The 26,596-nt window shown below is 67.3% G+C and carries 16 protein-coding genes and 1 pseudogene; 10 read left to right on the top strand and 7 right to left on the bottom strand.

From position 1 onward, the window contains the following. Positions 1 to 178: 178 nt before the first annotated feature. Entirely contained in the window at positions 179 to 604 is a 426-nt protein-coding gene (locus OG883_RS03670; RefSeq protein ID WP_266534870.1) for a hypothetical protein, read from the bottom strand. Between the two features lie 217 nt (positions 605 to 821). On the opposite strand from OG883_RS03670, the pseudogene OG883_RS03665 reads away from it, so the two are divergent. Further along, positions 822 to 1,031, top strand: a pseudogene (locus OG883_RS03665) (site-specific integrase); the annotation flags it as partial. 87 nt (positions 1,032 to 1,118) lie between these two features. On the opposite strand, the gene OG883_RS03660 reads toward OG883_RS03665, so the two are convergent. The 4 genes from OG883_RS03660 to OG883_RS03645 all read right to left on the bottom strand — a co-directional run bounded on the left by OG883_RS03660 (position 1,119) and on the right by OG883_RS03645 (position 13,608). After that, positions 1,119 to 1,661 carry a DUF4265 domain-containing protein gene (locus tag OG883_RS03660; protein ID WP_266534867.1) on the bottom strand — a complete coding sequence of 181 codons (543 nt, stop codon included), beginning with the start codon at positions 1,659 to 1,661 and terminating at the stop codon, positions 1,119 to 1,121. Then, positions 1,633 to 8,337, bottom strand: coding sequence for a polymorphic toxin-type HINT domain-containing protein (locus OG883_RS03655; protein ID WP_266541205.1), 6,705 nt, complete (start codon positions 8,335 to 8,337; stop codon positions 1,633 to 1,635). The genes OG883_RS03660 and OG883_RS03655 overlap by 29 nt, the downstream gene beginning before the upstream one ends. 194 nt (positions 8,338 to 8,531) lie before the next feature. Beyond that, positions 8,532 to 12,827, bottom strand: coding sequence for a LamG-like jellyroll fold domain-containing protein (locus OG883_RS03650; protein ID WP_266534864.1), 4,296 nt, complete (start codon positions 12,825 to 12,827; stop codon positions 8,532 to 8,534). 328 nt (positions 12,828 to 13,155) lie between these two features. Continuing rightward, on the bottom strand, positions 13,156 to 13,608 hold the full coding sequence (locus tag OG883_RS03645; RefSeq protein WP_266534861.1) for an ATP-binding protein: 453 nt from the start codon (positions 13,606 to 13,608) through the stop codon (positions 13,156 to 13,158). A gap of 92 nt (positions 13,609 to 13,700) precedes the next feature. Here OG883_RS03645 and OG883_RS03640 point away from each other — a divergent pair, with 92 nt between their 5' ends. The 7 genes from OG883_RS03640 (at position 13,701) to OG883_RS03610 (ending at position 20,512) form a co-directional block, all read left to right on the top strand. After that, positions 13,701 to 14,495 (top strand): helix-turn-helix transcriptional regulator, encoded by a 795-nt coding sequence (locus OG883_RS03640; RefSeq protein ID WP_266534858.1) that lies wholly within the window; start codon positions 13,701 to 13,703, stop codon positions 14,493 to 14,495. Further along, positions 14,492 to 14,734 carry a DUF397 domain-containing protein gene (locus tag OG883_RS03635; RefSeq protein WP_266534857.1) on the top strand — a complete coding sequence of 81 codons (243 nt, stop codon included), beginning with the start codon at positions 14,492 to 14,494 and terminating at the stop codon, positions 14,732 to 14,734. The genes OG883_RS03640 and OG883_RS03635 overlap by 4 nt, the downstream gene beginning before the upstream one ends. A gap of 135 nt (positions 14,735 to 14,869) precedes the next feature. Further along, on the top strand, positions 14,870 to 15,226 hold the full coding sequence (locus OG883_RS03630) for a hypothetical protein (RefSeq protein WP_266534856.1): 357 nt from the start codon (positions 14,870 to 14,872) through the stop codon (positions 15,224 to 15,226). A 2-nt stretch (positions 15,227 to 15,228) separates the two neighbouring features. After that, positions 15,229 to 17,424, top strand: a complete 2,196-nt coding sequence (locus OG883_RS03625) for an ABC transporter substrate-binding protein (RefSeq protein WP_266534853.1) — start codon at positions 15,229 to 15,231, stop codon at positions 17,422 to 17,424. Positions 17,425 to 17,724: 300 nt separating this feature from the next. Next, entirely contained in the window at positions 17,725 to 18,516 is a 792-nt protein-coding gene (locus OG883_RS03620; protein ID WP_266534850.1) for a VOC family protein, read from the top strand. Positions 18,517 to 18,784: 268 nt separating this feature from the next. After that, entirely contained in the window at positions 18,785 to 19,996 is a 1,212-nt protein-coding gene (locus OG883_RS03615; RefSeq protein ID WP_266534847.1) for a pyridoxal phosphate-dependent aminotransferase, read from the top strand. Positions 19,997 to 20,122: 126 nt separating this feature from the next. Then, on the top strand, positions 20,123 to 20,512 hold the full coding sequence (locus OG883_RS03610; RefSeq protein ID WP_266534844.1) for a hypothetical protein: 390 nt from the start codon (positions 20,123 to 20,125) through the stop codon (positions 20,510 to 20,512). A 200-nt stretch (positions 20,513 to 20,712) separates the two neighbouring features. On the opposite strand, the gene OG883_RS03605 is transcribed toward OG883_RS03610, so the two are convergent. Beyond that, on the bottom strand, positions 20,713 to 22,545 hold the full coding sequence (locus OG883_RS03605) for a phosphoenolpyruvate carboxykinase (GTP) (protein ID WP_266534841.1): 1,833 nt from the start codon (positions 22,543 to 22,545) through the stop codon (positions 20,713 to 20,715). A gap of 367 nt (positions 22,546 to 22,912) precedes the next feature. On the opposite strand from OG883_RS03605, the gene OG883_RS03600 reads away from it, so the two are divergent. Both OG883_RS03600 and OG883_RS03595 read left to right on the top strand, forming a co-directional pair. Continuing rightward, positions 22,913 to 23,590 (top strand): hemolysin III family protein, encoded by a 678-nt coding sequence (locus OG883_RS03600; RefSeq protein ID WP_266534839.1) that lies wholly within the window; start codon positions 22,913 to 22,915, stop codon positions 23,588 to 23,590. 127 nt (positions 23,591 to 23,717) lie between these two features. Then, the gene (locus tag OG883_RS03595; protein ID WP_266534836.1) at positions 23,718 to 24,353 is read left to right on the top strand and encodes a TetR/AcrR family transcriptional regulator; all 636 of its coding nucleotides are present in this window, start codon (positions 23,718 to 23,720) and stop codon (positions 24,351 to 24,353) included. A 212-nt stretch (positions 24,354 to 24,565) separates the two neighbouring features. Here OG883_RS03595 and OG883_RS03590 read toward each other — a convergent pair whose 3' ends face one another. Continuing rightward, on the bottom strand, positions 24,566 to 26,596 hold the full coding sequence (locus OG883_RS03590) for a thioredoxin domain-containing protein (protein WP_266534833.1): 2,031 nt from the start codon (positions 26,594 to 26,596) through the stop codon (positions 24,566 to 24,568).

Here is a 26,596-nt window from a genome sequence, read left to right as displayed (position 1 = left end):
TCGTGGGAAGCGTCCGCAGTCAGCCACCCAAACGGGATCTCTTTGCCCTCGGCCCGAGGTAGTACGTCTTGCCGAAGCAGATCATGACCCCGATCCACCGAGTGCACAGAGGGTCGAATTGACGCATCGACGACTCAAGCCCATGACGCCTCAAAAGGATCGCGTCACGAACTCGTAGTCAAACGTCAGTTATGCCAGGCAGTGTGATTCCGTACCCCTTTAGCATCATGACGGTGCGCTTCCGGGTCCGCTCCCTCATGTACGGGAAGGAGTCTTCGATCAGAGTCCCGGGGTTCAGGAACTGCTCGAGAACCTGAAAATACACCGCTCCCCTAAGGGATTCATCAGGACTTTCCATAAGCCTCTCCACCAAATCGAAACATCGCTGCAAGAGTTCGGTGTCAGGAGCGGAACTCCGCAACTGTGGCAGCAAAATCGGGTCCATGAAAGCTTCGGTCAGCAGGTCGTACAGGTCCAGCATCGCATCCCGCGTCACGACAGCATGATCCGCAGGCATCCCGTACTTCTCGGCGATGAACTCTGCGGACTCCGGGACCATTCGAAGCATCAACAGGGGCATGTCGTCGGCACGGATTTCACTCATATCTTCCCAAGATCGTCTCATCGTCATGACTGTGCGGCAGCACCAAGACCATCGACACCCCTCAACACGCCTTCAGCCAGATCGAGGACGGCCCCGAAGCGCCACCCGCCACAAGCAGTCGTCCGCTGACGTTGCCGCCAAAGCACCAAAGAAGCCCTGCCGGGAACCTCCCCGGGGGCTTCTTTGGTGCAGCGGCATGGGTCCGATTCCTCGACCGGCCGGGCTCCGCCGCATCCGCTTCCATGACCTGCACCACTCGTCGACAGCCGCCCTGCTCCTGGAGCAGGGCGGCGACCTTGTGGTGATCAAAGAGCTCCTCGGCCACGCCCACATCGGCGTCCCCGCCGGCTACGCCCACGTCCGACTCCGCCCCCACCGCCAAGCCATCGACACCCTGAACGACGTCCTCAGCACCGATGACCCACCCGTCACAGCAGCTGTCCGCCGACGTTGTCGTCAAACACCCCAGAAGCCCTGCCGGAATAGAACCCGGCGGGGCTTCTCGCGAACCCGATTAACGATCGGACTCTGGCAATCCCAGCCCATCGCGATGAGCACTTGCAAGCGCACCCTCTTCGATGCCAATTTTCCCTTCATTGACAACATCAAGGAGTGCAACTCTCATGGATGCGTAATCAACATGCGGCGGCACGTCGATTGCCCACAAGTATCCAGTCGTATCAATCTCCCAGGAGCAGTCAAAGCTGCGGAGCATGGCATCGACCATGTCTCCCGCGTCGTCATCCTTGATGATGACGCGGACCGTTGAATGCCCGGACTCCGACACAAACTCCTCGAACACGAACTCTCTGCGCTCGTGATCAGCCCTGACTCGCACAATGTCACCAAAGGCGATCCCCTTCACGTAGAAGGGAGTGTTCCGGACCTGAACCTCCATCTTCACAAAGGTCTTCCCAGTCCAGAGCCGCTCCGCAGAGGCATGAGCCCAATCGGCAGTCTTGTCAGGGAGGTCGAAGGCTACCTTGTACAGCCTCTCAGGCTTACTCTCCGGCGCGGACTCTCTGCCGCTAGGGCTCAAGGAATTCTCTGAGCTCATCGTCCCAATCCTCCAGAGGTTTCGTGGACTTATCCCTGTTGCATCGACGACAGGCGACTGCTCCATTGTGCGCGCCACCGTGCCCGCCACCGGCCCTCGGCTCTATGTGATCAATCTGAGCATCGTCCGGGCGTCCTGGGACACCTCGCGTTGAGGGTCGACGTACCACATCTCGCCCACAGTAATCACACTTCAGGACGCTGTCATTCTTCGCTTCGTTGGCGTCATAAACCTTCTGCCGCTCAGCATCAGTGAAATCCAAACCGGCCCGGTCGCAGTTATGAACCAGGACCGGCGTAGCCCCAGCCAGCACATAATACGTGTGCAGGTCGGCAATGGTGAGGTTGTAAGTGCGGGCGTGGTCCTGGAACTGACGGGTGGCCGTGACCTTGACAGTGCGACCGTCGTCGGTGCGCAGGGTCATGCCGGGCTTGAGGTCGCCGGCCTCGATCCAGTCTTGTTCGGAGACGGCCCAGAATGGGTGCTCGTACGTAGCGGTGAGGTGCTCGGTGCCGACCGGCGTGGAGATCGTCAGGTCGGTGAAGTACTTGTCGTCATCGGTGACGATGGTGGCCGTGACTTCGCGCTCACCGGTTTCCCCAGTCTTCGGGTCGGTGGCGAGGACCTTGTCTCCGAGTTCAACTTCTTCGATATTCTTTGTGCTTCCGTCGGCCATGAGGACGTCGGTCCCGGCAAGGAAGCACTGACACTCGGAGGTGACTTTCTTTGTTTTCTTGAGTTTGGTGAGTTTGACTATTTTGAGGATTTTGCCGGGGGTAGGCAGGTCGGTGGCTGCCCATGCGCAGCTTTCGAGACTCTCACCGTTGAGGCACTCGGACCACGCTTTGGTGTCAGGAAGGATCAGAGTCTTGGTGATCTCCCAGGCACTGACTTGGCCTTCGCTCCGTATGTAGCCTGCCTTGAACATCGTCTCCGACACGTGGCACGCATCTGCCAGGTGACCGGAATAGGGGCAGTCCGGTGCTTGGGCCGTAACCTTTACGGTAACGGTGATCTTTCCGCCGTTTCCGTTGTCGCTGCTGCCCCTTGTCCTACCTTTACTTTTACCGCCACTGTCGGCTGACCCAGCGACCTTGGGTCCGGGGCCACATTTACCCCAGCCGCCCTCACAGTCGGCCTTCCTCAGGCCCGTGGGGTCGGAGTAGGTGACGGGGTTGTTCTCCGAGTACGTGTAGCCGTTGAGGTGTTGCGGATCCGCGAGGTCCATCAGCGGGTCGACGGAGAGGAAACGGCCGATCGTGGAGTCGTATTCGCGCGCTCCGAGGTGGGTGAGGCCCGTGGTACCGGTGTCGTCGGTGCCGCCGACGAATCCCTTCGTTCCGGCCCAGGCTTCCGGCGTGGTGCCGCGCGTACCGCCGAAGGGCAGGGAGCGCCGCTGTGTCAGTGCCAGCGAGTCCGCGGTGATGGCGAGTTGGCCGGTTGCCTGGTGGTCAGCGACGGTGATGGTGACCTTGCGGTCGTCGGCCTGAACTGCCTGGCTGCCGCTGCCGAGGTCGATGTAGCGGGTGGCCTTTGCCTTGGTGGCGCCCTTGGGCAGGACAAGTTCGGTGTGGCCGAGGTAGAGGGTGGTTTCGGCCGCGGTGCGGGCGATGAGGCGGTTGCCTTCGGTGTCGTAGAGGTACTCGGTGACGTCGTCGGGCTTGCCCTCGACCGACTTGGTGACCTTGGCAAGGTGGCCTTCGGCGTCCCAGGCCAGCTTCTGGGTGTCTCCCGGGTTCACGCGGGAGTGAGTGTTGCCTGTGGCGTCGTATCCGTAGGTGGTCTTCGACGTACCGGACGGGCCGCTCTGGGCGACTTGGGTGAGGCCGTGCGGCCGGCTGCTGCCCGCGGGCGGGTAGCTGTAGGCGCGCTTGGTGTCCTTGGCAGTGTCGCCGGCGGTGTCGTGGAGGGTTTCAGTGAGTCGGTTGCCGGTCTTGTCGTAGGTGTAGGAGTGCCAGTAGGGGGCCACACCGCCGATGGCACTGCCGGAGGCGGTGGTGGAGCAGGTGGCGTCGCCTTCGGTCCATGCTGAGGTGAGACGGCGCAGGTAGTCGTAGGTGAAGCACTGGGTGTCGGCACCGTCGCGGGATGCGTCGGCTATCGCCAGGACGTTGCCGGCCTGGTCGTAGCGGTAGGTGTTGTGCCGGTCGACTCCGGCGACTCCTTCACGGTCCACACGTGAGGTGGCCAGGTGCTGGGTTCCCCACTCATAGGTGTTGGTGACCTGGGCCTTCTTCGCGCCGTCGGCGGTCGAGGCGTACTGGTACTGCAGCGGTTTACCGGTCAGCGAGTAACTGGTGTCGGCCTTGAAGCCGTCACCGAGGACGGAGACGGGGCGCAGGATGTCGTCGTAGTTGTAGGCGTAGGAGCCGCCCGGCAGGGATCCCGCCGCCGAGTAGGAGACGCCCGCGATCAGACCGGAGGTCTTGTACGAGGTGCCGGTCTGGTAGGTGCCGGCCAGGTCTCCTTCGGACGCGGGGATGACCACGGCTGTGCGCATCGGTCGGTAGAGCTGGTCGTACTGGGTGACCTTGGTGGTGTACGGGGACCCGTTCACGTGACGGGTGGCCGAGGCCAGTTGGCCCTTGGCACCGGTGACAGTGTCGTAGGTCCACTCCGCACGCAGGGTGCCGGTGGCGCTGCCGTCGCGCAGTTGGGTCTGTCGGCCGAGGCCGTCGTAGACGTGGTGCAGGGTGTTGCGTGCGTCCGTGGTGGTGACCAGCTGGCCGCGGTCGTCGTAGGTGCTGGTGATGGAGCCCTTGTCGGGATCCTTGGTCGTCGTCTGGCGGCCGAGCTGGTCGTAGGCGTACGTCCAGTCGTTGCCTTCCGGGTCGGTGACCTTGGCCAGCTTGCCTGCGGGTGTGTGCGTGTAGGTCGTGGTGTCGTAGGGGGCGGCCGCGTTGCGGGAGTGGTGCTGGCGCAGCTGGGTGGTCTGGCCGCGGGCGTCGGTCAGCGTGGTGGTGGCGGTGCCACCCTCGGGCGGGATGACCGTGGTGTGGTCTCCGCCGTGGATGGTCTGCGTGACGCCGAGGACGGTGCCGCCGTCGCCGTTGCCGGCGAGCTGCTTCGCTTCGGTCTCCCGACCCAGGCCGTCGAAGCTGTGGCGGGTCTGGGTCTCCACGCTCAGCGCGTTCTCCGGCAGGAACAGCTGCCGGTTGGGGGCGCCTTCGGTGTAGTACGTGGCGAAGGTCTTGGCGACCTGGCCGCGCTCGTCGTAGAAGTTGTCGGTCAGCAGCCGTCCCCCGCCGGGTCCGGGGGCCTGGGTCTGCCGTTCACGCAGGAAGCCGTCGAGGATCGTGTACGAGGCGAGCTGGGCCCCGGAGTTGTCCAGGGTCTGGGAGCGGACCGCGACCTCCTTGCCTTCGTCGATGAAGTAGTCGAAGGCGTAGGACGGCGTGAGTGAGGTGGCGCGGTTGGCGAGCCAGATCTTCGACGAGCGGCCCAGCGCGTCGTAGGCGAGGGTCGTCACTCGGTTGTTGGTGTCGGTTTCGGTCAACGTCTTGCCGCGCAGCGGGTCCAGGGTGACGACCGTCGTCTGGGCGGTTGCGGCATCCGGCGCCTTTGCGGGCGGGCTGGTCGTCGTGATCTTCGTGGGGAAGCCGCTGGTCGGCTCGAACTTGGTCGTCGTGGTGCGGCCGTCAGTTCGGGGGGTGCGCGCCGGAGTCCCCGCGCCGGTGACCGTCACGTTCGCGCTGAGGTCGGTGCTGGTCAGAGTCCGGCCGTAGGCGTCGACGGCAGTGGCGGACTCCAGGTAGGTGGCGGTGGTGCCGTCGTGCTTCTTGAGCGTGGCAGTCGCTGACGTGTCGCCCTTGGTGGGGGCGGCACCGTAGGCACCGCCGTCGTAGGCAGTGCGGACGTCGGAGATGACGTGCTTGGTGCGGTCGGGGGTGGTGTCGCAGTCCACGGCGACGGTCTCGACGCGCGAGGGCAGGGGGAGGATGTCTGCGGTGGAGTTGGTGGTGTAGCTGGTGCGGGTGCACTGGTCGTCGGCCGCGGTGGAGTTGTCACCGCGGTCATCGAGCTCGAACGCGCGGCCGGTGGCGTTGTCGTACCCCGTTGTCTTGGAGGTGGTGCGCCAGCTCGTGCCCGCTCCGTTGTCCAGGGAGGTGTACGTCTTGGAGCTCTCGGTGCCCGTGAAATTGGCCGTAACGGTGCCCCAGGCGCGCACCTTTTTCGCGGTCTCGTGATGCCAGGGCCGCTCGACGGTCTTCTCGAGGATCTTCCCGCCGGGGCCGGAGTAGGTTGCGGTCCTGTAGGCGAAGCCGGCCGCCGACTCATGGTCGGTGATCGGGTCACCCTCGCCTTCGCCCAGGGCCACGGTGACGGACTTGGTGCCCCCCGACTTGCCCTTGCGGTCGCCGTCCATGCCTCGCAGGAAGTACGTGTCCCGCTGCGACTTCAGCGCCGACGCACCGCCCTGGCCGCCCGCCTTGACTCGTACCTGCTCGTAGCCGCGCCATTGTGACCAGGTCTTTTCCTTCTCCTTGGTCAGGCCGTCGTCATCGTCGTAGTGCCAGGCTGCGCCGCCCACGTACTCATAGGCGGTGACGGCGTCCGGTGCTTTGCCCGTGCGGTCGGTAGCGGTCACCGACGTGACGACGTACTTGTTGAACCAGTGCTGCTCGGCAGGTTCAGTGTCGGAGCCCCCGAGCATCTGCGGGAAGCAGCGGGTGGTGTTCGACTCGGGGGTGGGCAGTGAGCCGGCATTGCATGCCTGGCCCGAGTAGTTGACGTCGATCTGGCCGCCGTGCTCGTCGGCGACGGTGGACAGCCTGGACTTGATGAACGGGGCGTATCCGTCGCCGGTCTTGTCCATGCGGTTGGCAAGCTGGGTGTAGGCCAACGTGGTCTTGGGCAGCGTGACCGGCGTGGTGGCGCTGTGGCCGGTCCGCTGAATGGAGTCCAGTAGCAGCTGGTAGTCGATGTCCGCCTTGCCCCAGCGATGGCCGAGGGCCCAGGAGTCGACCTTGCTGTAGGCGCCACCGTTGAGGACCTGTGTGGTGATGCCGGTCAGTCGCTTGCGTGTCCAGAAGGTTGCGGCCAAGCGCCCCTTGTCGCAGTCCTCGGAGGCCGTGCAGTTCATGTCCCACGGCGTGTCGTACCAGTGGAAGGAATCGGTGTCGATGGAGGAACAGGTGGTCTGGCTGTCGGCGATGCACCGTTCAGAGCTGGTGAAGTCGACCTTGGCCAGAGCCTTGGTCTTGTAGACCGAGTCGGACTTCAGCCCGTACTCGATTCTGTCCAGGTAACCGCCCCGGGTGTAGCGGGTGTTGTCGGCGGCCTTCAGGTTGCGGCCGTAGGAGTTCTCTTCCTTGTCGTAGTAGTAGGCGATGGCGTTGCCGTGGGTGTCGACGGCGTAGTCGAGGTTCCAGCGCCATGCCTGTTGGCACCAGGAGCCGGCGAACGTCGAAGCGTGGCACTTTTCGCCGGAGTCGTCGCCGTAGACGGGGGCGGTCCAGGTGGAGTCGGTGGACTCCTTGCCGTCGGCCCATCCCGGCAGCCGGTTGTAGCCGAAGTAGTAGCTGTTGCCACTGGGGTCGGTCAGGCGCCAGTACTCGCCGTCGTTGTCCCCGTTGCCCCTGGCGGTTGAGGCCAGGCGCTTGATGCGGGTGCCGTCGTCCTTCTTCAGTTTGAACTCGTCGTCGCCGGCCGGGACGAGCTCGCCGCCTTTGCCGTTGAAGGTGATGAACGCGTTGTCGTAGCCCCAGCACAGGTCGCCGGGCTTGTTGCCGTCCGCGTCCTTGACGCCGTCGTCCGCACAGGGCTTGTAGCGGCGCTCGATGTAACCCGGCCACAGGTCGAAGCCGTCACCGGCCCACGAGGACTGGTTGTTGGTGCCCCCCGTACGGCCGTCGATGGCTCCCGAGGAATAGGACAGGCCCACCTCGGGGGCCATTTCACCCGGCACCTCCGGCACGGGAATGTCGTACGACCAGCCGAAGTCACCCGAGCTCAGGTCAGTGTTCCAGGTCGACGACGCGGCCAGCGGTGTCGCCTTGTAGTCGCCCATCTTGCCCACGTCCCCGGCGACGGCCGCCAGGAGCGTGGGGGTGCCCGCTTTCAGTGTGACTGCGCGGGCGGTCAGGGTCTGCTTCTCGACGTTGTTGTCCGTCGCCACGGGGGTGGCCGTTCGGCACTTCGCCTCGGTGGGCTTGCTGAGCGCACACGCGGGCAGTTCGACCAGGGTCAGACGGGAGCCGTAGCCGCCGCCGAACGACTCCGCGAAGGCGGAGTAGTCCACCGAGGCGCCTACGGAGCCCGCGGCGCTGTCCGCCTGCGGCTCCAGTGTGAACAGCAGCCCGTCGACCCCGGCCTTCTTCGCCGCCGCGCGCGGCAGGACGCGCGTCTCGACGCTGCGGAGGACGGCCCGCTTGAGGCGCTGCTTCGGAGGGGTGGTCACCTCAACCGGCAGGCCCTTGGCCTTGACTGGATCGCTCGCCTTCGTCGCGGGATCGTCCAGCCTCACCACCGCGGAACCGGCCTTCGGCCAGGTGGCTTTCGGATCCTCCTTGGGGGTCCGGGGGCCCTTCTCGACCCTGCGCGGGGTCATCCGGTTGCTGCTTGAGCCCGCAACCGGCTTCTCTGCGCTCGGAAGCCCAGGAAGCCCGGGAAGCCCCTTCCCGATCGCCGACGCGGTCGACTCGAAGGCCACTGCTTGCAGCAGCGTGGCCACCATGACCGTCGAGGCGACCTGCGCGATTCTGCGCCGCACTGCCGCGCCGCGGCGCCGCCGCGATGTGTCAAACATCCCTGAATCAATCCCTCAACCGATGGCGCTCGCGGACACGACTGTGCGGAGCGCGAAGAATTCAACAATTCGAAATCGCCCGGGCGGTGTGCAGGCCCCTCCCCCGCACACCTCCGGGCCGGTCAGTCCCCGGGCACCTGGGTCGGCACGTCGAACCAGCTGATCGACAGCTTCTCGACCTGCCCATCCGTCAGCGCACCCTGGAAGATCCAGACGTCGTCCACCAGACCGGGGAAGTACTCACCCGCCCTGCTGCCCGAGCCGGACCGCCCGACCTGGAGGGAGGCCGCCTTGAAGGCGAGCGCATCCTCCGCCCACGGCACCAGGTCCGTGCACGCCGGGTCGTCGCCCTGGCCGTCTCCGTCGTCGTCCTTGCAACCGACTTCGGCCAGAGCGCCATTGACGTACAGACGCGCCTGCTTGGTGAAGCCGTCGTAGACCAAGGCCAGGTGATTCCATTCCGTCGCGTCGTACAACTCGCCGTTGCCGACCTGTACCACCGTCGCGTCACCGGCATCCTTGTCCGCCACCGACAGCTCCCAGCGCCCAGGGTTGCGGTTTGGATCAGTGGCCGCGGGCACGAAGCGCACCGAGAACGCACTGCGCTGACTGCCCTCCGCGCCGGCCAACGCCACCGCGCCTTCGGGCATGGCCGCTGCCTGCGCCCAGGCAGTGAGCGTGAAGCTCCCCGATGTGTCCACAGGAACCGTGCTCGTCCCGGCATAGCCATCTACACCGTTCAGTTGCAGAGCACCGGAGTCGATGAATTCAGAGTCGGACTTGGCAGCCCCGCCCTTCAGGACAAGGGCGTTGCCGGTACCCGCAGCATCCGCAGTGGTCACCGGATCGGTACCAGTCGTTTCCTCGAACATCCAACGGCTCCTGACCGACGGCCGCTGTTGGAACAGCTGCTGTACCTCGCCGGCCGAGACGGGCCGGTCGAAGAGCTTCACATCGTCGATCTGGCCGGGAAAGAAAGAGCCGGGCTTGCCTTCGTAGGAGCCGGCCCCGATCTGGACCGGGCCGCCCGCGTACCAGGTGTTGGCGACGCCGGACCGGCCTGCTTCGACGCCATTGACGTACAGCGTCAGCTGATTGGCCACGGTGTCGTGCACACCCACCAGGTGCACCCAATCACCGCCGTATGCGGTCTTGCCGTCGGCCTGCATGGCCCGGATGGCTGTGGAATCCGAGGTGTCGGAGACGAACTGGTTGAACACCCACCGGTCGTAGGCGCTCGAGTAGTACAGCTCGAACCCGGATTTGTGGATCCCGGCCTGGGTGGCGACGATCGCGGCGTGGTCGGGCTTGGTCTTGGGGAGCTTCGCCCACGCCGACACGGTAAAGCTGCGCTGGTTGTTCAGGTGCGGCGCACCGGCGGTGGCGTAGTCGTCATTTCCGTCCAGGGTGAGCGCCTTGCCCGCCACACCGGGCCGGCCCGGGATGGCGCCGCCCTTCAGGACGGCGGGGTGGACATCGGCGCGGCCGGTGATCTGGGTGGCATCGGCGGGCTCGTCCATGGGAAAGACCGCGCGTGCCGGACGACCCATTCCGATGGGCTGTTTGTTGTGGAGACTGGCCACGTCCGCATCGGAGAGCGGCTTGTCGTAGATCCGCACCTCGTCGATGGAGCCGGGGAAGAAGGAGCCGGGCCGGCCGCTGTAGGAGCCCGCACCGATCTGCAGGCCCCGCCGCGCGTCCCAGGGGGTGGAGTACGTGGTCGTGCCGACCAGCTTGCCCTGGACGTACAGCTTCAGCTCCTTCGAGCCCGAGCTGAACGTGCCCACCAGATGGGTCCACTCTCCCGCTTTCACCCCACCCGGCGTCGCAGACATGGCGTGTACCGCGCCCGCGCCCGGCGAGTCGGCCGTGAACTGGTTGAACACCCACCGGTCATACGACTTCGAGTAGGACAGCTCGAAGCTCGGGCTGTGATTTCCCGGCTGCGCCGCGATGACCGCCTCGGTGTCCGGCATCTTCGACAACTTCACCCACGCCGCGGCCGAGAACCCGGTCTCGGTGGCCACCGTGGGGATGTCGGTGCGGACGTAGTCGTCGACGCCGTCGAACGACACCGCCGTCCCGACCGCCCCCTCCACACCTGGCGTGGCGCCACCGTGCAGATCGGCGACGCGGACGCCACCCGTGCCCTGCGCCTCGGTCGCACCAGCAGCGTCATCCAGCGTCCACGCCGCCTTCTCCGGCTGTCCGGCCTTGACCCGGTACTGGTAGGTACGGACCTCGCTGCCGTTGCCATGGGCGTCGAAAGCCTGCGCAGTCACGAAGTTCAGCCCCGGCTTGGAAGGCAGGACCTGTACGGTCTTCGCCGCGCCGCCCGTCGTGACCACCACGTTCTTCGACGACGGGTCGCCGTTGATGCCGTACCAGTACTTGGTCACATCGCTGTCGGCGGCCTTCAGTGCAAACGCGCCGTACTTGCCCACACCATCCAGCCACGGATCCTCCGGGTTCTCCGGATCGGACGCCGGATAGTCGCCGGACGTGATGGCCGGGCCCTTCGGAACCGTAGTGTCGTACGTGAAGTAGCAGCCGGTCGGATCACCCGCAGTCGACCACGGCGAGTACTGCGCTCCGTCATAGCTCCGCGCGTACCAGGCCACTTGCTTGTTCTGCGGGACCGCGGGCAGCCCGATCGAGAAGCTCCGACCCGACTGCTTGGAGGAGGTCAGTGACGGGCTCCAGCGGACGATGTTTCCCTTGCCGTCCCCAGCGTCCCAGGTTGCCTGGAACTGCACGGCGACACTGTCCCCGTCGGGGTCGGTGACGTTGTTCGCGGAGATCCTGCCCAGAGTGCGCACACGCGCCGCGTTCGCGGGCTGCTTGCACATGCCGCCGTACTCCATCGACAGCTGCGACATCCTGATCTGCGACGGCGGGCGGTTGTACTTCACCCGCAGATACGCCTTGTCCGAGAACCGCTTCCAGCCGTACCCGTCCGACTCGCTGGCCGCTCGCAGACCGAAGGTCATGGTCGGCTTCCTGCCGTTCGCGGCTTCCTGCACCGCGGACTTCACATCGAACTCCGCGTCCTTCGCGGCGCACCCGTTGAAGCCGTGGGCGAACGACTCCGACTTCAGCTGCTTGATCCAGAACCCGGACCGGTTCTGCGAGTTCCACGTCGTCGAATCCGAGATGTCCTCAGTACGCCACAGCTGCACACCGCGCGCCGAGCACGACGCCGACCATGTGTTGCGCACCACGAACTCGGCACTGAGGATGGACTTTCCGGCGAACTTGGACGTGGGTATCCGATAGAAGAGCCGCTTGGTGTCGTGAGGTGCGCAGTACGTCCAGTTGCAGTAGCCAAGACCTGAGTCCGACGCGCCGTTGAACTTCCACTGCGGCGCCGAGGCCCAGTACTTCGAGGCCATCGTCCATGCCGCGGCCCGCGGCGAATACCACTGCGGATCAATGAACACCGGATACTGCGTGTTCTTACCCTTGAGCACCTGCTGGTCCGGTCTGAGAACCAGCTCGTCGCCCTTGACGGGCAGTTCCACCCCGACGGGCGCCAGCTTGCCCGACTCACCCGCACCCCGCTCACCGCCGTCGCCGCTGTCACCGGCGCTGTCACCACGCGCGGCGGCCCGCAGCTGAGGCGCCTTCTGGGGCGCCGCACCTTCCCCGGGGCTGGAGTCCCACATCATCGGCCTCGGCGCCTCGAAGACCGCGCCCTTGGCTCCCTCGTCAACGGCCTCCAGGCCACCCGCAGCCGTCTCACGGACGTTCAGGCCGTCCGCCCGGAGCTTCAACCTCAACTCCGCCAGCTGAGAACTTTCCGCCGCCTCAGCCGACTTCACCACCAACAACTGCGTGAAACCGTCCTCCTGCGCCCCCATCCGCAGGTCGACGTCCGGAAGCACGTCCCGATACGTCGCCGTCTCCTCGTCCAGCTCGGGCGCGGGCAGCGGTCCCGGCCACGACAGAGCAAGTTCCCTGCCTGCGCGCGCCATCCGCACCAACGGACGGTCCCCGCCCCCGGAAAACTCCAGACCCAGCGTCGCCACCTTCGGCGCAACCATGCCACCGGAGGTCTTGGCCAGCTCGGTGTCGACCGGCTTCCACTGCCCCTGGACCCGCGCCCACACCGGGCGCAGATACTCCCGGGCCTCCAGTTCCCCGCCCGGAGTCGCGAACACCTCGCTGCTCTCCCGGCGTAGCGATGTCACCTCCACCGCCTTGCCCGAACGCTTCGCCTCTGCCAGCGCAGCCGATTCCGAGACACTGCCGGATGCCCCACCGCTCGCCGCCCTGACGGCGGCCGGTCCCACGCCCGACTCTGCGGCAGCGGCAACCCCCGGCAGCAATCCCCCAGTCAGCCCTCCGAGCGTCAACAGCGAGCCAGCCGCCATCGCCACTCCGCGCGTCGCTCCCCAACGACGCCATCGCCACGCCATGCTTCCCCCACGATTTGAAGATTACGTAAGAATTACGTAAGGAACGTGAAGCTATCCGAGGGGAATGCCTCTCACCAGGGCGAATCTCGGCCCGCATGACCGCGAACCACCCAAGTCAGGCACAACGCATCATGATCTGCACCACAGTTGCGCGATATGCGGCCATAATTCCTTCACAATCCGGCCACGGCGCCCGCGACGGCAACACCCGGCCTTCGCGGCGGCGATGAGCGCGTCGCAGCCCTTCCCTCGATCCCGAGCTCTCCCAAGATGGTTTGATGGCATCGGGGTTGACGCTGCCTCAGCCACGGCCTGGCCTGCATGACGCTCAGAGACGGGGCTGCGGGCAGCGCTGGGTGTGCGTCAAACCCGTGTCCGCACCGTGTAGTTCGAACCAGACCACCTTGCCGATGCCGTACGGCCGGGGCCCGACCCCCCAGTCGTCGGCCAGCGCCGCCACGAGGGTGAGACCGCGCCCCGATTCGTCGTCCGGGGCGGCGGATCGCGGCTGCGGGAGGGCGTCACTGGCGTCGTGGACCTCGACGCGCAGGACATCGCCGACAAGGGAAACGGCCGCCCGGACCGCCCGGCCGGCCGGGACGCGGGCATGGCGGCAGGCGTTGGTCATCAGCTCACTGAGCAGCAGTACGGCGGTGTCGGCCACGTCGTCCGGGATCTTCCAGTCACGCGCCTGCGCGGCGAGCAACGCCCGCGCCCGGCCCACACTGCGAGGTGTACGCGGCAGCTGCCACTCGATGTGCTGATCCTTGTGCTCGTTCATGGCTCATACCGTGCTGGCGCGGGGCTAGCGTCGGGAGTAACGACGTGGGTACGGAAGGTTGTTGTACCCGGCGGGTACCAAGGGAGATAGCCGTGACGGAGACGTGGCGGTACTGCGGCAACCAGATCAAGCTGTGGCGCATGCACGCCGGGGTGAGCCGGGAGGAGCTGGGCAAGGAGGCGAATTACGAGTACGAGTCGGTCAAGTCGATGGAGCAGGGTCGCAGACGGCCGACGGCGAGGCTGCTTCAGGTGGCGGACGAGATGTGCGGGGCGGGCGGGAAGCTGCTGGCGGCGCAGGAGTACTTGAAGCCGGATCCCTTCCCTGCGAGGGCGCAGGAGTTCATGGCGATCGAGTCGGAGGCCATCGCGCGCCACTCGTACGACGCCCTCCTGATCCCTGGACTGCTGCAGACCGAGGAGTACGCGCGCGCACTGATCAGCGAGAGCCACCCCCCGCTGGACGACGAAACGGTGGAGGAGCGCGTACGTGCGCGCATGCAACGGCAGGGGGCGCTGACGCTCAAAACCGGCACGGTGTTCAGCTTCGTACTGTACGAAGCCTCGTTGCGGACGATGGTCGGCGGCAAAGAGGTGATGCTGCGACAGCTGGAACGGGTTCTGGACGTGGGCAAGTTGCGGAACGTCTCAATCCAGGTATTGCCTCAAGGCCGGTGCAACGGACTGTCGCTCAACGGCTCAATGGTGTTGATGGAGACCACCGACCACGACCGCTACGCCTACGTCGAAGCACCGGAAACGAGCGCCCTCCACTCAGACCCCGTCAGGGTCAGTGCGCTGGCCGAGGCGCATGGCATGATCCGCATGCAGGCCCTCAGCGTCGAAGAATCGGCGGAATTCATCAGGCAAGGGGTGGAGGAGCTATGAGCGACCGACTTACGTGGTTCAAGTCCAGCTACAGCGACAGCGAAGGCAGCGCCTGCATAGAGGTCGCCCTGGACTGGCGTAAGTCCACACACAGCGACAGCCAGGGCGGCGACTGCGTAGAGGTCGCCTCCTGCCCCCACACCGTCCACGTCCGCGACTCCAAGCTCGGTGAGGCCGGCCCGAGCTTTGACATTCCGGCCGCCGCGTGGACCGCGTTCCTCGGCGAGCTGCACCCGTAGGCCGGCTCGCTGACCGTCAAACCGTGGCCGCCCCGCTACCCCAAATCGATATCCGGAATGCCATAGGCCGTACACACGGGACAGAGCTGCCCTAGGATGCCTCACCCGGTAGCACGCTGAAGGGGCAGTCAGGGCATGCGGGAACAACTGGGGTTACGGATCCGGGTCGTTGGAGATGACGGGCAGGTGCGGTCGTTGCACCGCTGGCTGGCCCGGGACTCGGACCTGGTCGGCGTCGAGCACGAGTTGGCCGCCGACAAGGCAGAGCCCGGCTCGATGGGCGGTTCTGCGCTGGAGGTCATCAATGTGGTGCTGTCCAACACGATCGCCCTGAGTACCCTTCTGCTCACCGTCGCCAACTGGCGCGCGTCGCGCAGCGAGCGTGTAGAGGTCAGGATCGAGTACGCCGGGGCCGTCGTCACCGTGGCGGCGAACAGCCCGGAGGATGTCCAGCGGATGGTCGATTCCCTGACCGCCGACAGGAACCTGTAGCCGTGCTCCAGCTGTCGGACCCCGCGGCCAGCCGGGCGGTGCTGATCGGCACACATACGTACCAGGACCCGAGGCTGGACGACCTGCCCGCGGTCCAGCGGAACCTACGGCGGCTGAAGGAGCTGCTCGCCGATCCATTGCTGTGGGGACTGTCCGCCGATCACTGCGACGTTCTCGAGCAGTCCGACCGGGAGACGGCACTGGACGCGGTCACGCGAGCCGGTACGGAGGCGACCGACACGCTGCTCGTCTACTACGCCGGCCACGGCCTGGTGCATCCGCTTTCGGACGAGCTGCATCTCGCCCTCCCGAACACCCGGCGGGACATGCTGTACACGGCGCTTCGCTACGAGGATCTTCGGGTCGCCCTGCTGGCGACCGGTCTACGCCCCCGGCGGAAGGTCGTCATCCTGGACTGCTGCTGGAGCGGTCTCGCCCTGCACGGAGCCATGTCGGCGGGCGATCTGAGCGCGCGGACCACCATCGAGGGCACGTACGTGCTCACCGCGACGGCGGAGACCCGGACAGCCCTCGCCCCACCCGGGGAGACGTACACCGCGTTCAGCGGCGAGCTGATCACCATGCTCGACCGGGGCATCACCGGTGGGCCCCAACTGCTCAGCATGAGCACCGTGTACGAGCATCTCCGCGAGGCCCTCGCCGCCAAGGGGAGACCTGAACCGCAGCAGCGCAACCGGAACACGTCGGGAGCGATCTGCCTGGTGCGCAACCGTGCTGCGGCCGACCCGCCCGGCGCGCAGGAACACGTACAGGAACAGGAACACGTACAGGAACCGGAGCCCGAGCCCCAGCCCCAGCCCCGGCCCCAGCCCCAGCCCCAGCCCCGCGAGCCCAAAGCGGCACCCGAGCCCGAGCGAGAGGCCAAAGCCGAACCCAAGTCCAAGTCCAAGCTGTCCGGTCGCCGGATGCTGATGCCTCTGGCGGCGGGGCTTCTGGTGGCAGCCATCTCCCTGACAGCCAGCCTCTGGCCGGACGGGTCCGGCTCAGGCTCCGACTCCGACTCCGGCTCCGGCTCCGGCTCCGGCTCCAACACCCGTTCCGGTGACGGCAACGGAGCTACCTCCGCCGTGACCGTGACCATCGGCGTCGACGCACCGCTCACAGGGGCGTTGTCCTCCTACGGGACCAGCATCAGGAATGCCGTCGATCTCGCCGTCAGGACTGCCAACAAGAACAAGGAGGTCCCCGGAGTGACCTTCAGGACCGAGGCCCGGGACGACAAGGCCCTGCCCGAGCAGGGAGAGCAGAACATGTCCCGGTTCGTGGCCGATTCGTCGGTGATCGGGGTCGTCGGCCCGTTCAGTTCCGCCGTCGCTCAGTCGGCCCTGAAGGCGGCCGACAGCGCGGGGCTCCTGGTGATCTCCCCGGGGGCAAGCAACCCGTCCCTCACTCTCGGGCCGAATGGCGTCTCGGGAAACCCGGAACGTCCCAGCAAGTCCTTCTTCCGTACCGCGCCCAACGACACGACTCAGGGCCGGTTCGCCGCGCGCCACGTCGTCCAGTCGCTCGGGAAGCAGAAGGTCTTCGTAGCCGACGACGGAACGGCGTACGGAACCACGCTCACCAGTACGTTCAAGAGTGAGTTCACGCGTCTGGGTGGCACGGTAGTAGGCACGGACACGCTGCAGACCGGCACAGCGAAGCCTTCCGGGACGGCGGCGAAGATCGCGCAGAGCGGAGCCGAAGCCGTCTACTACAGCGGGTATTCGGCCGATGCCGGCGCCCTTGCCTCCGAGGTCGAGAAGCGGATCCCGGACATCCCGCTGATCGGCGGCGACGGCATTGTGGACAAGGATTTCATCGACCGCGCCGGCCGGAACGGTGACCTCGCGACGCTGCCCGGCGCCCCCGCCGAGTCCCTGGAATCGGCGACTTCCTTCGTCGCCGACTACAAGGCGGCGGGCTACAAGGAGCCCTTCACCGACTACAGCACGCTGGCCTATGACGCCGCCTGGGCCGTCGTCCAGGGAACCAAGGCAGCGGCACAGTCGGGCGCCGACAAGCCCTCGGACCTCCGGGCCCGGGTGAAGGACGCCGTCCGAGACGTGTCCTTCGACGGCACGAGCGGAAGGATCTCCTTCAACGCATACGGCGACATCAAATCCCAGCTGTTCACCGTGTACCAGGTGCGCGACGGAGCCTGGAAGGCCGTCAGGACCGGCGCCTACCCCGCATGACGACGAGGTCCACGCTCGTGGCCAGATCCGGGCTTCTCGTGGCCAGATCCGGGCTTGGGGACCCGAGCGCCTTGCAGGGGCGCGGTCACGTGGACGCGACCGTTGCCCCGGACCAGCACGATCGGCCCGCCGAGCCGGATGCGGCGCGGATCAGCAGGTCGCGGAAGTCGCGCCGGCCGAAACCTCCTGTCGGTCCGGGAAGCCCGGCACCGCCAGGCCCTCGCGCCGCGATTCGCCGCGCGACGCCCCCGGGGGAGTGCCAGGCTGGGTGCACCCGCGAACCGGAGAAGGAGACTCGCCATGATCACGACCGACTTCGTACCCGGCTCCCCCTGCTGGCTCGACCTCGGCGCTCCCGACGTCCCCGCCGCGGCGGCCTTCTACGGAGCCGTCTTCGGCTGGCGGGCCGAATCGTTCGGCGAGGACGCCGGCGGCTACTCCGCCTTCCGCCTCGACGGCAAGGTGGTGGGTGCCGTCGGACCACTCACCGAGGAAGGCGCCCGCTCCGCCTGGATGATCTATTTCCGCACCGCGGACGCGGACGCCACCGTCAAGGCCGTGCAACAGGCAGGCGGCGCTGTCCGTGCCGCACCCGGCGATGTCTCGGACGAGGGGCGGTTCGCCCAGCTCACCGACCCGCAGGGTGCCCAGTTCGCCGTCTGGGAACCCAACCAGTACGCGGGGTTCGAGCTGGCCGACGCCCCGGGCAGCCTTGGCTGGGTCGAGCTCTACACCACCGACTCGGCCGCCGCCCGGAGCTTCTACGGCAGCGTCTTCGGCTGGGCCACCCAGGACATGCCGCTGCCCGGCGGAGGCGGCACCTACACGCTGCTGACGCCCGCAGGCTGCGGCGAGGAGCGGATGCACGGCGGTCTCATGGCAGCTCCGGAGATGTTCGCGTCCGGTGGGCAGCCGTACTGGCACCCGGTGTTCGGCTCGGCGGACTGCGATGCCACCGTCGCCCTCGTGCGCGAGAACGGCGGCGGAGTCTCGATGGGACCGGAAACCGCGGAAGGTGTGGGTCGCATGGCGGTCTGTACCGACCCCGCCGGAGCGGAGTTCGTCGTACTGACCCCCGCGGAAGCACGCTGAACGCTTCTGCCGTCCGGTTGCAGCCGCCTGGAGAGACGACGCTCCGGCCGAGGTGACGAGGGCAACACGGAACCGGATCTCCGTACCGGCGGGAAAAAGAACCGCAGGCGTTCGGTGACCATCGGCGGCCCTTTCGAAGGGAGGGGCCGCCCCCACCCATCGAAGTACCAAAAGGGACATTCGCGTCACGTCCGCGTCGCGTCCCCGTCGCGTTCCCGTGGGCGAAAACACGAAGCGATCAGCAGGACGCGCCCGTAAGCTCACGGGCATGCAGGTGATCCAGTCGACGAAGCTCGCAAACGTCTGTTACGAAATCCGGGGCCCGGTACTCGAGGAGGCCATGCGCCTGGAGGCAGCAGGTCACCGCATCCTCAAGCTCAACACCGGCAACCCCGCCGCCTTCGGTTTCGAGTGCCCGCCCGAGATCCTCGAGGACATCCTCCGCAACCTCGGCACTGCGCACGGCTACGGCGACGCGAAGGGGCTGCTGTCCGCGCGGCGCGCGGTGATGCAGCACTACCAGACCAAGGACATCAACCTGGATGTCGAGGACATCTATCTCGGTAACGGCGTCTCCGAGCTGATCCAGATGTCGATGCAGGCGCTGCTCGACGACGGCGACGAGGTGCTCGTACCCGCCCCGGACTATCCGCTGTGGACCGCTTCCGTGTCCCTCGCGGGCGGCACCGCCGTGCACTACCGCTGTGACGAGCAGTCCGACTGGATGCCCGACCTCGCCGACATCGAGCGCAAGATCACCGATCGCACGAAGGCGATGGTGATCATCAACCCGAACAACCCCACGGGTGCGGTGTACGACGACGAGATACTGCGGAGCCTCACCGAGATCGCCCGCAGGCACAATCTGGTCGTCTGCTCCGACGAGATCTACGACAAGATCCTCTACGACGGCGCCACGCACACGCCGACCGCCGCGCTCGCCCCGGACCTGATGGTCCTCACCTTCAACGGGCTCTCCAAGAACTACCGGGTGGCCGGCTACCGCTCCGGCTGGCTGGCGGTCTGCGGCCCCAAGGCGCACGCCACCTCGTACATCGAGGGCCTGACCATCCTCGCCAACATGCGTCTGTGCGCGAACATGCCCTCGCAGCACGCGGTGGCCACAGCGCTCGGCGGACGGCAGTCGATCGAGGATCTGGTGCTGCCCGGCGGGCGGATCCTGGAGCAGCGGGACATCGCGTACGACCTGCTCACCCAGATTCCTGGCGTGACCTGCGTCAAGCCGAAGGGCGCGCTGTATCTCTTCCCGCGTCTCGACCCCACGGTCTACAAGATCAAGGACGACCGGCAGATGGTGCTGGACCTGCTGCGCGCCGAGAAGATCATGGTCGTGCACGGTACGGGCTTCAACTGGCCCGAGCCGGACCACTTCCGGATCGTGACGCTGCCGGCGGCGCAGGACCTGGCGGACGCGGTGACCCGGATCGGGACCTTCCTGGACGGTTACAGCCAGCCCTGACGCCGCACCAGGACCCCCAGCGCCCCCGGGGGTCGCACCCCGCGCATGGCCGGAACCCGACGCTACTCAACTTTAGACAGAATCTAAGCTAGGATGGTCTCCTGACGCTGAGCAGGAGGCCATCCCATGTACGAGCCGATCCGCACCAAGTCGGTCCACAGGATGGCCGACGACGACGCCCAGTACCCCCACCGCAGCCGCGAGGAGGAACTGGACATCCAGCTCGCCGGTCATCTCTCCGCGCTGCTCGCCGTCACCGACGAGCTCGGTCTCGACGAGGCCGCCGAGCGCATCGCGGGCCAGGTCGCACGCCTCCGCGGCGCCCCGCCCGCCCGCCACGCGGGCCTCACCGGCGCCGACCCCGCCGCCCTGCACCGCCGCGCGCACACCCTCGCGGGCCGCGCCCTCGTCGTCGCCGCGTCCCGCGCCGACACCGCCGCCGCGATCCTGTCCGCCGAGCGGATGGACGCGCACACCGCCGCCCTGACCGAACCGCGTCTGGTCGGCGCCCACTGACGGCCCCGGTCCGCGGGCCGCGAAGGCGCGCGGGCCGGGTGCCACCTCTTGGCGGGAAAGGTCCGGCACTTCTGCCGGGAAAGGGTCCGGCCCCCGGAGCCGTGAGGGGGCTCCGGGGGCCGGGACGCAGCGGACCTGGTTGACCCCACAGGTCAGGGCGGATGTCGAGTTGGCCCGCCGCGACGTCTTCCGTACGGGGATCAGCCCAGGCGCTGCACCAGCGCGCGGTACTGGTCCCACAGCTCCTTGGGCGCGTGGTCGCCGAAGGTGTTGAGGTGCTCGGGGACCAGGGCGGCCTCCTCGCGCCAGACCTCCTTGTCGACCGTGAGCAGGAAGTCCAGCTCGGAGTCGGCCAGCTCCAGGCCCTCGGTGTCCAGGGACTCCTTGGTGGGCAGAATGCCGATCGGCGTCTCGACGCCCTCGGCCTTGCCCTCCAGGCGCTCCACGATCCACTTCAGGACGCGGCTGTTCTCGCCGAAGCCCGGCCACACGAACTTGCCCGCGTCGTTCTTGCGGAACCAGTTGACGTAGTAGATCTTCGGGAGCTTGGCCTGGTCCCCCTTGGCTGTCGCAGTGGCGCCGACCTTGACCCAGTGGCCCATGTAGTCGCCCATGTTGTAGCCGCAGAACGGCAGCATGGCGAACGGGTCGCGGCGCAGCTCGCCGACCTTGCCCTCGGCGGCGGCGGTCTTCTCGGACGCGACGTTCGCGCCGAGGAACACGCCGTGGTTCCAGTCGAAGGACTCGGTCACCAGCGGCACGGCGGAGGCGCGGCGGCCGCCGAAGAGGATCGCGGAGATCGGGACGCCCTTGGGGTCCTCCCACTCGGGGGCGATCGTCGGGCACTGGGCGGCCGGGACGGTGAAGCGGGCGTTCGGGTGGGCGGCCGGGGTCCCGGACTCCGGAGTCCAGTCGTTGCCCTTCCAGTCCGTGAGGTGCGCGGGCAGTTCCTCGGTCATGCCCTCCCACCAGATGTCGTTGTCGTCGGTGAGCGCGACGTTGGTGAAGACGGAGTTGCCCCACAGGGTCTTCATGGCGTTGGCGTTGGTGTGCTCGCCGGTGCCGGGCGCGACGCCGAAGAAGCCGGCCTCCGGGTTGATCGCGTACAGCTGGCCGTCCTCGCCGAACCGCATCCAGGCGATGTCGTCGCCGATGGTCTCCACGGTCCAGCCGGAGATGGTGGGCTCGAGCATGGCGAGGTTCGTCTTGCCACAGGCGCTCGGGAAGGCCGCGGCGACGTACTTCGACTCGCCCTGCGGCGGGGTGAGCTTGAGGATCAGCATGTGCTCGGCGAGCCAGCCCTCGTCGCGCGCCATGACGGAGGCGATACGCAGGGCGTAGCACTTCTTGCCGAGCAGGGCGTTGCCGCCGTAGCCGGAGCCGTACGACCAGATCTCGCGCGACTCGGGGAAGTGCGAGATGTATTTGGTGGAGTTGCAGGGCCACGGCACATCGGCCTCGCCCTCGGCGAGCGGCGCGCCGAGGGTGTGGACGGCCTTGACGAAGAAGCCGTCGGTGCCGAGCTCGTCGAGGACGGGCTGTCCCATGCGGGTCATGGTGCGCATCGAGACGGCGACGTACGCGGAGTCGGTGATCTCAACGCCGATCGCGGACAGCGGGGAGCCCAGCGGGCCCATGCAGAACGGCACGACGTACATCGTGCGGCCGCGCATCGAGCCGCGGAAGATGCCCTTCTCACCGGCGAAGATCTCCTTCATCTCCGCGGGGGCCTTCCAGTGGTTGGTCGGGCCCGCGTCCTCCTCCTTCTCGGAGCAGATGAAGGTGCGGTCCTCGACGCGCGCGACGTCACTCGGGTCCGACGCGGCGTAGTACGAGTTCGGGCGCTTGATCGGGTCAAGCTTCTTGAAGGTGCCCTTGGCGACGAGCTCCCCACAGAGACGCTCGTACTCGGCCTCGGAACCGTCACACCAGACGACGCTGTCCGGCTGCGTGATTGCTGCGATCTCGTCGACCCAGGCTACGAGCTCCTGGTGGTTGGTGGGGACGGTGGGAGCCGCGATGTCGCGCGCCACGATCGCTCCTAAGTGAGGGATTGGAGGTTGGCCCCGTGGGGGCTGCGACCCGGATGCTTCGTAGCCCGCTCATCCGGTGCCGACCGCACTCATCTGATCATCCGTGCCCGGTGCGCATATGTCCATAGGACCTCTCACGTGAGCATCGCCACTCGCGGGACGCCCGAGGAGCGCCGGACGCGGGCTCGACACGCGCTCGGGCCGCGCTCGGGGCGTGTCCGCGACCCGTCCGCGACCTGTCCGCAGCCCGTCCGAAGGCCGTCCGCAGCCCGTCCCAAGCCCCGCCACAGGCCCGGCACTCGGCCGGGCCGAGAGAGGCTGCCCGGATGCATCCATTACCTACGGTTCCGTAGGTACCATCCACGTCATGACTGCTGCCGCGCCCGAAGTGACCGAGATCGAACCCACCCCGGTGAAACCCAGGCTGCGCGGCTGGCTGCACGCCGGGATGTTCCCGGCCGCCCTGGTCGCGGGGCTGGTCCTCATCGCGCTCGCGGACACGATGCGGGCCCGCGTGGCCTGCGCGATCTACGTGTTCACAGCGTGCCTGCTCTTCGGCGTGAGCGCGATCTACCACCGCGGCACCTGGGGCCCGCGCGGCGAAGCCATTCTGCGCCGGCTCGATCACGCCAATATCTTCCTGATCATCGCGGGCACCTACACTCCGCTGACCATGCTCCTGCTGCCCGATTCCACCGGGCGGACGCTGCTGTGGGCGGTCTGGGCGGCGGCCGTGGCGGGGATCGCCTTCCGGGTCTTCTGGGTCGGTGCCCCGCGCTGGCTCTACACCCCGTGCTACATCGCCATGGGCTGGGCGGCCGTCTTCTTCCTGCCCGACTTCATGCGCGCCGGCGGGATCGCCGTACTCGTCTGCGTGATCGTCGGCGGGCTGCTCTACAGCGCCGGCGGCGTGATCTACGGCATCAAGCGGCCGAACCCGTCACCCCGGTGGTTCGGCTTCCACGAGGTCTTCCACTCCCTCACGCTCGCGGCGTTCGTCGTGCACTACGTGGGCATCTCGCTGGTGGCCTACCAGCAGTCGTAACCCCTCCCCGAATGTGGCCGTGGCAGCGATGTCACGGCCATCTTTCTCGGCATCGACGGCTTCGGCGGCTTTCCTCGACATCGGCGGGCGCGGCCACCGCGCCCGCCGATGCAGGACAATGACGACCATGGCCGCCACCATCCGTACCCCCTCGCGCGACACCGTCGCCGAAGCGCAGCCACAGCCGGGACTGCGCGAACGCAAGAAGCTCAGGACGCGGATCGCGATCCGCCGCGCGGCCTGCCGGCTCATCTCCGAGCAGGGGTACGAGGCGACCACCGTCGAACAGATCGCGGAGGCGGCCGAGGTCTCCCCGTCCACGGTCTTCCGCTACTTCCCGGCCAAGGAAGACATCGTCCTCACCGACGACCACGCCCGGGCCATGGAGGCCGGGCTGCGGGCCAGGCCCGCCGACGAGGACCCGCTGGACTCACTGCGGCACGTGATGACGGAAGGGCTGGCGGCCTTCCTCGCCGAGGAGCGCGAGGACGTCATCCAGCGCACCAGGCTGATGGTGGAGGTTCCGGCGGTCCGCGCCCGGATGACCGAGACGATGGCCACGACGTCCGAGCTGCTGGGCCACGCGCTCGCCGAGCGCACCGGGCGCGACCACGACGACCTTGATGTACGGGTGTTCACGGCGGCGGTGCTCGGCGCGCTGCGCGAGGTGATGCTGTACTGGGCGGCGCGGGACCACCAGGACGACCTGATCGAGCTGATGGACCACGCGCTGACCACGATCAAGGGCGGGCTGAGGCTCTAGCGGACCGTCCCCCGCGCCCCCGTCGCCGGAGGGCGCGCCCCCATTGCCCGTCGAGTCCTCCTTCAGCCCGCCGAAGGAGATGACATCGCCGTTGCCGAGGATCGTCGCGGACGGATACCAGTGTCCGCCGTTCATGTCGTTCGTCTGCCGAGGACCCTATAGGCGGAAGATCAAAGTCCGGTGCCTGACCGATAAAAACTGACGTGGCATCGTCAATTGGCGAGTTTCCGGGCAAGTTCCGCAGCATCCGTCGTGGGCGCGTCGCAGGTGAAGTTCCGGCAGACGTAGGCCGCCGGGCGGCCGTCCACCAGGGGCCGGTCCGCCAGCAGCGGGAACTCCTCGCTGCCTGTCTCACCGACCGCGACCACCGCGCCGGGAGCCGGTGCCAGCAGCGCCGTACGCAGCAACTCTCGCGTCCCCGCGTCGCTCTGCGGCCCCACGACCGCCACCTCGCGCGGCCCGTCGAGCAGCGCCTCCGCGACCGCCAGACCCCAGCCGATGAAGCGCGGGGCACGCGGGCCGAGCGCCTTCACCACGCCCAGCGCGCCCTCGGCGGCGGTGCGGTGGGCCTCGGAGCCGGTGTGCGCCGCATAAGAGAGCAGCGCGCCTGCCGCGGCCGTCCAGCCGGACGGGGTCGCGCTGTCCGTGGGGTCCTGCGGGCGGCGGATCAGCTGTTCGGCGTCATGGGCGGTGTCGTACAGCGCCCCGCCCTCGCCCGTGAACTGCTCGAGCACAATGTCCAGCAGGAACCCGGCGAATTCGAGCCACACCCCTTCGCCGCTCACCGCAGCGAGCGCCAGGAAGCCCTCGGCGACATCCGCGTAGTCCTCCAGGACCCCTGCGTGCGCGCCGACTTGACCGTCCTTGGAGGTACGGGCCAGCCGGGCGCCGCCGGCCGAGAAGTCGATGTGCATCCGCACCAGCAGGTCGGCCGCCTCGGTGGCCCGCTCGATCAGATCCGGGCGGTCGAAGTACGCGCCGGTCTCCGCGAGCGCCGCGATCGCGAGCCCGTTCCAGGCGGCGACCACCTTGTCGTCCCGCCCCGGCCGCGCCCGCTCCGCACGGGCCGCGAGCAGCCGCTCCTTGATCCCCGCAGGGGCTTCCCCGTCCGGGAGCCGCAGCACCGAGGCACCCTCCTCGAAGGTCCCCTCCTGCGTCACCCCGAAGTGCTCGGCTGCCCGCTGTCCGTCCTCGTCCCCCAGAACGTCCTTCAGCTGATCCAGCGTCCACACATAGAACGCGCCCTCGACATGCCTGCCGCTGCGGTCGGCACTGTCGGCATCCAGCGCGGACGCGAAGCCACCCTCTGCCGTACGCAGCTCCCGCACCATGAAGTCGGCTGTTTCCAGCGCCACCCGCCGCGCCAGATCCGAGCCGGTCACCCGCCAGAGGTGGGCGTAGGTGCGGCACAGGAGCGCATTGTCGTAGAGCATCTTCTCGAAGTGCGGAACCAAAGGTCCATTCCGCTCCTGACTCAAAACGTACCGATGGAACCCACCGCCCACCTGGTCGAACAGGCTGGAGCACGCCATGGCCCGGCACAGCCCCTCAGCGATCTCACGGGCACCTGCGGATTCCGTCCGCGCGTGGTGCCGCAGAAGGAATTCGACGACCATGCTCGGAGGGAATTTGGCGTTGCCACCTCCGAACCAGCCAGTCGCCGGGTCGTACTCCCGGGTGAGCCCAAGTAGCGCCTGGGCAAGCTCCGCATCACCGGGGAGCCCAGTTGTGCCGTAGTCCAGTTGCCTCCCTGCCAGGTCACGGGTGATCTTCTCGGCGACCTCCCCAACCTCCTCACGCCGACTCGTCCACGCAGTCTGAACGCCTTCGAGCACCTGCCGGAAGGACGGCATTCCGTGCCGCGGCTCGGGCGGGAAGTAGGTGCCGAAATAGAACGGCTCCCCGTCCGGAGTCATAAAGACGGACATGGGCCAGCCACCCTGCCCGGTGGCAGCCTGCACGGCCTCCATGTAGACGGCGTCGACGTCGGGGCGCTCCTCCCGGTCCACCTTCACGGACACGAAGTGCTCGTTCATGAGGGCTGCCGTCTCTTCGTCCTCGAAGCTCTCGTGGGCGAGTACATGACACCAGTGGCAAGAGCTGTAACCCACGCTCAGGAAGACGGGCACGTTACGCCGGCGAGCTTCCTCGAAGGCGGCAGGCTCCCACTGCCACCAGTCAACGGGGTTTTCCGCGTGCTGAAGGAGGTACGGAGACGTGGAGTGTGCGAGTCGGTTGGGCAT

This window comes from Streptomyces sp. NBC_01142 (genome assembly GCF_026341125.1).
Taxonomy (GTDB): Bacteria; Actinomycetota; Actinomycetes; order Streptomycetales; family Streptomycetaceae; genus Streptomyces.
This window is presented reverse-complemented; position numbering and strand designations above follow the sequence as displayed.

Bases quoted from the DNA above. Each gene is read 5' to 3' on its own strand.
- OG883_RS03670 (WP_266534870.1), bottom strand. From the start codon at position 604: ATGAGTGAAATCCGTGCCGACGACATGCCCCTGTTGATGCTTCGAATG.
- OG883_RS03660 (WP_266534867.1), bottom strand. From the start codon at position 1,661: ATGAGCTCAGAGAATTCCTTGAGCCCTAGCGGCAGAGAGTCCGCGCCG.
- OG883_RS03655 (WP_266541205.1), bottom strand. From the start codon at position 8,337: ATGGTGGCCACGCTGCTGCAAGCAGTGGCCTTCGAGTCGACCGCGTCG.
- OG883_RS03650 (WP_266534864.1), bottom strand. From the start codon at position 12,827: ATGGCGTGGCGATGGCGTCGTTGGGGAGCGACGCGCGGAGTGGCGATG.
- OG883_RS03645 (WP_266534861.1), bottom strand. From the start codon at position 13,608: ATGAACGAGCACAAGGATCAGCACATCGAGTGGCAGCTGCCGCGTACA.
- OG883_RS03635 (WP_266534857.1), top strand. From the start codon at position 14,492: ATGAGCGACCGACTTACGTGGTTCAAGTCCAGCTACAGCGACAGCGAA.
- OG883_RS03630 (WP_266534856.1), top strand. From the start codon at position 14,870: ATGCGGGAACAACTGGGGTTACGGATCCGGGTCGTTGGAGATGACGGG.
- OG883_RS03620 (WP_266534850.1), top strand. From the start codon at position 17,725: ATGATCACGACCGACTTCGTACCCGGCTCCCCCTGCTGGCTCGACCTC.
- OG883_RS03615 (WP_266534847.1), top strand. From the start codon at position 18,785: ATGCAGGTGATCCAGTCGACGAAGCTCGCAAACGTCTGTTACGAAATC.
- OG883_RS03610 (WP_266534844.1), top strand. From the start codon at position 20,123: ATGTACGAGCCGATCCGCACCAAGTCGGTCCACAGGATGGCCGACGAC.
- OG883_RS03600 (WP_266534839.1), top strand. From the start codon at position 22,913: ATGACTGCTGCCGCGCCCGAAGTGACCGAGATCGAACCCACCCCGGTG.
- OG883_RS03595 (WP_266534836.1), top strand. From the start codon at position 23,718: ATGGCCGCCACCATCCGTACCCCCTCGCGCGACACCGTCGCCGAAGCG.
- OG883_RS03590 (WP_266534833.1), bottom strand. From the start codon at position 26,596: ATGCCCAACCGACTCGCACACTCCACGTCTCCGTACCTCCTTCAGCAC.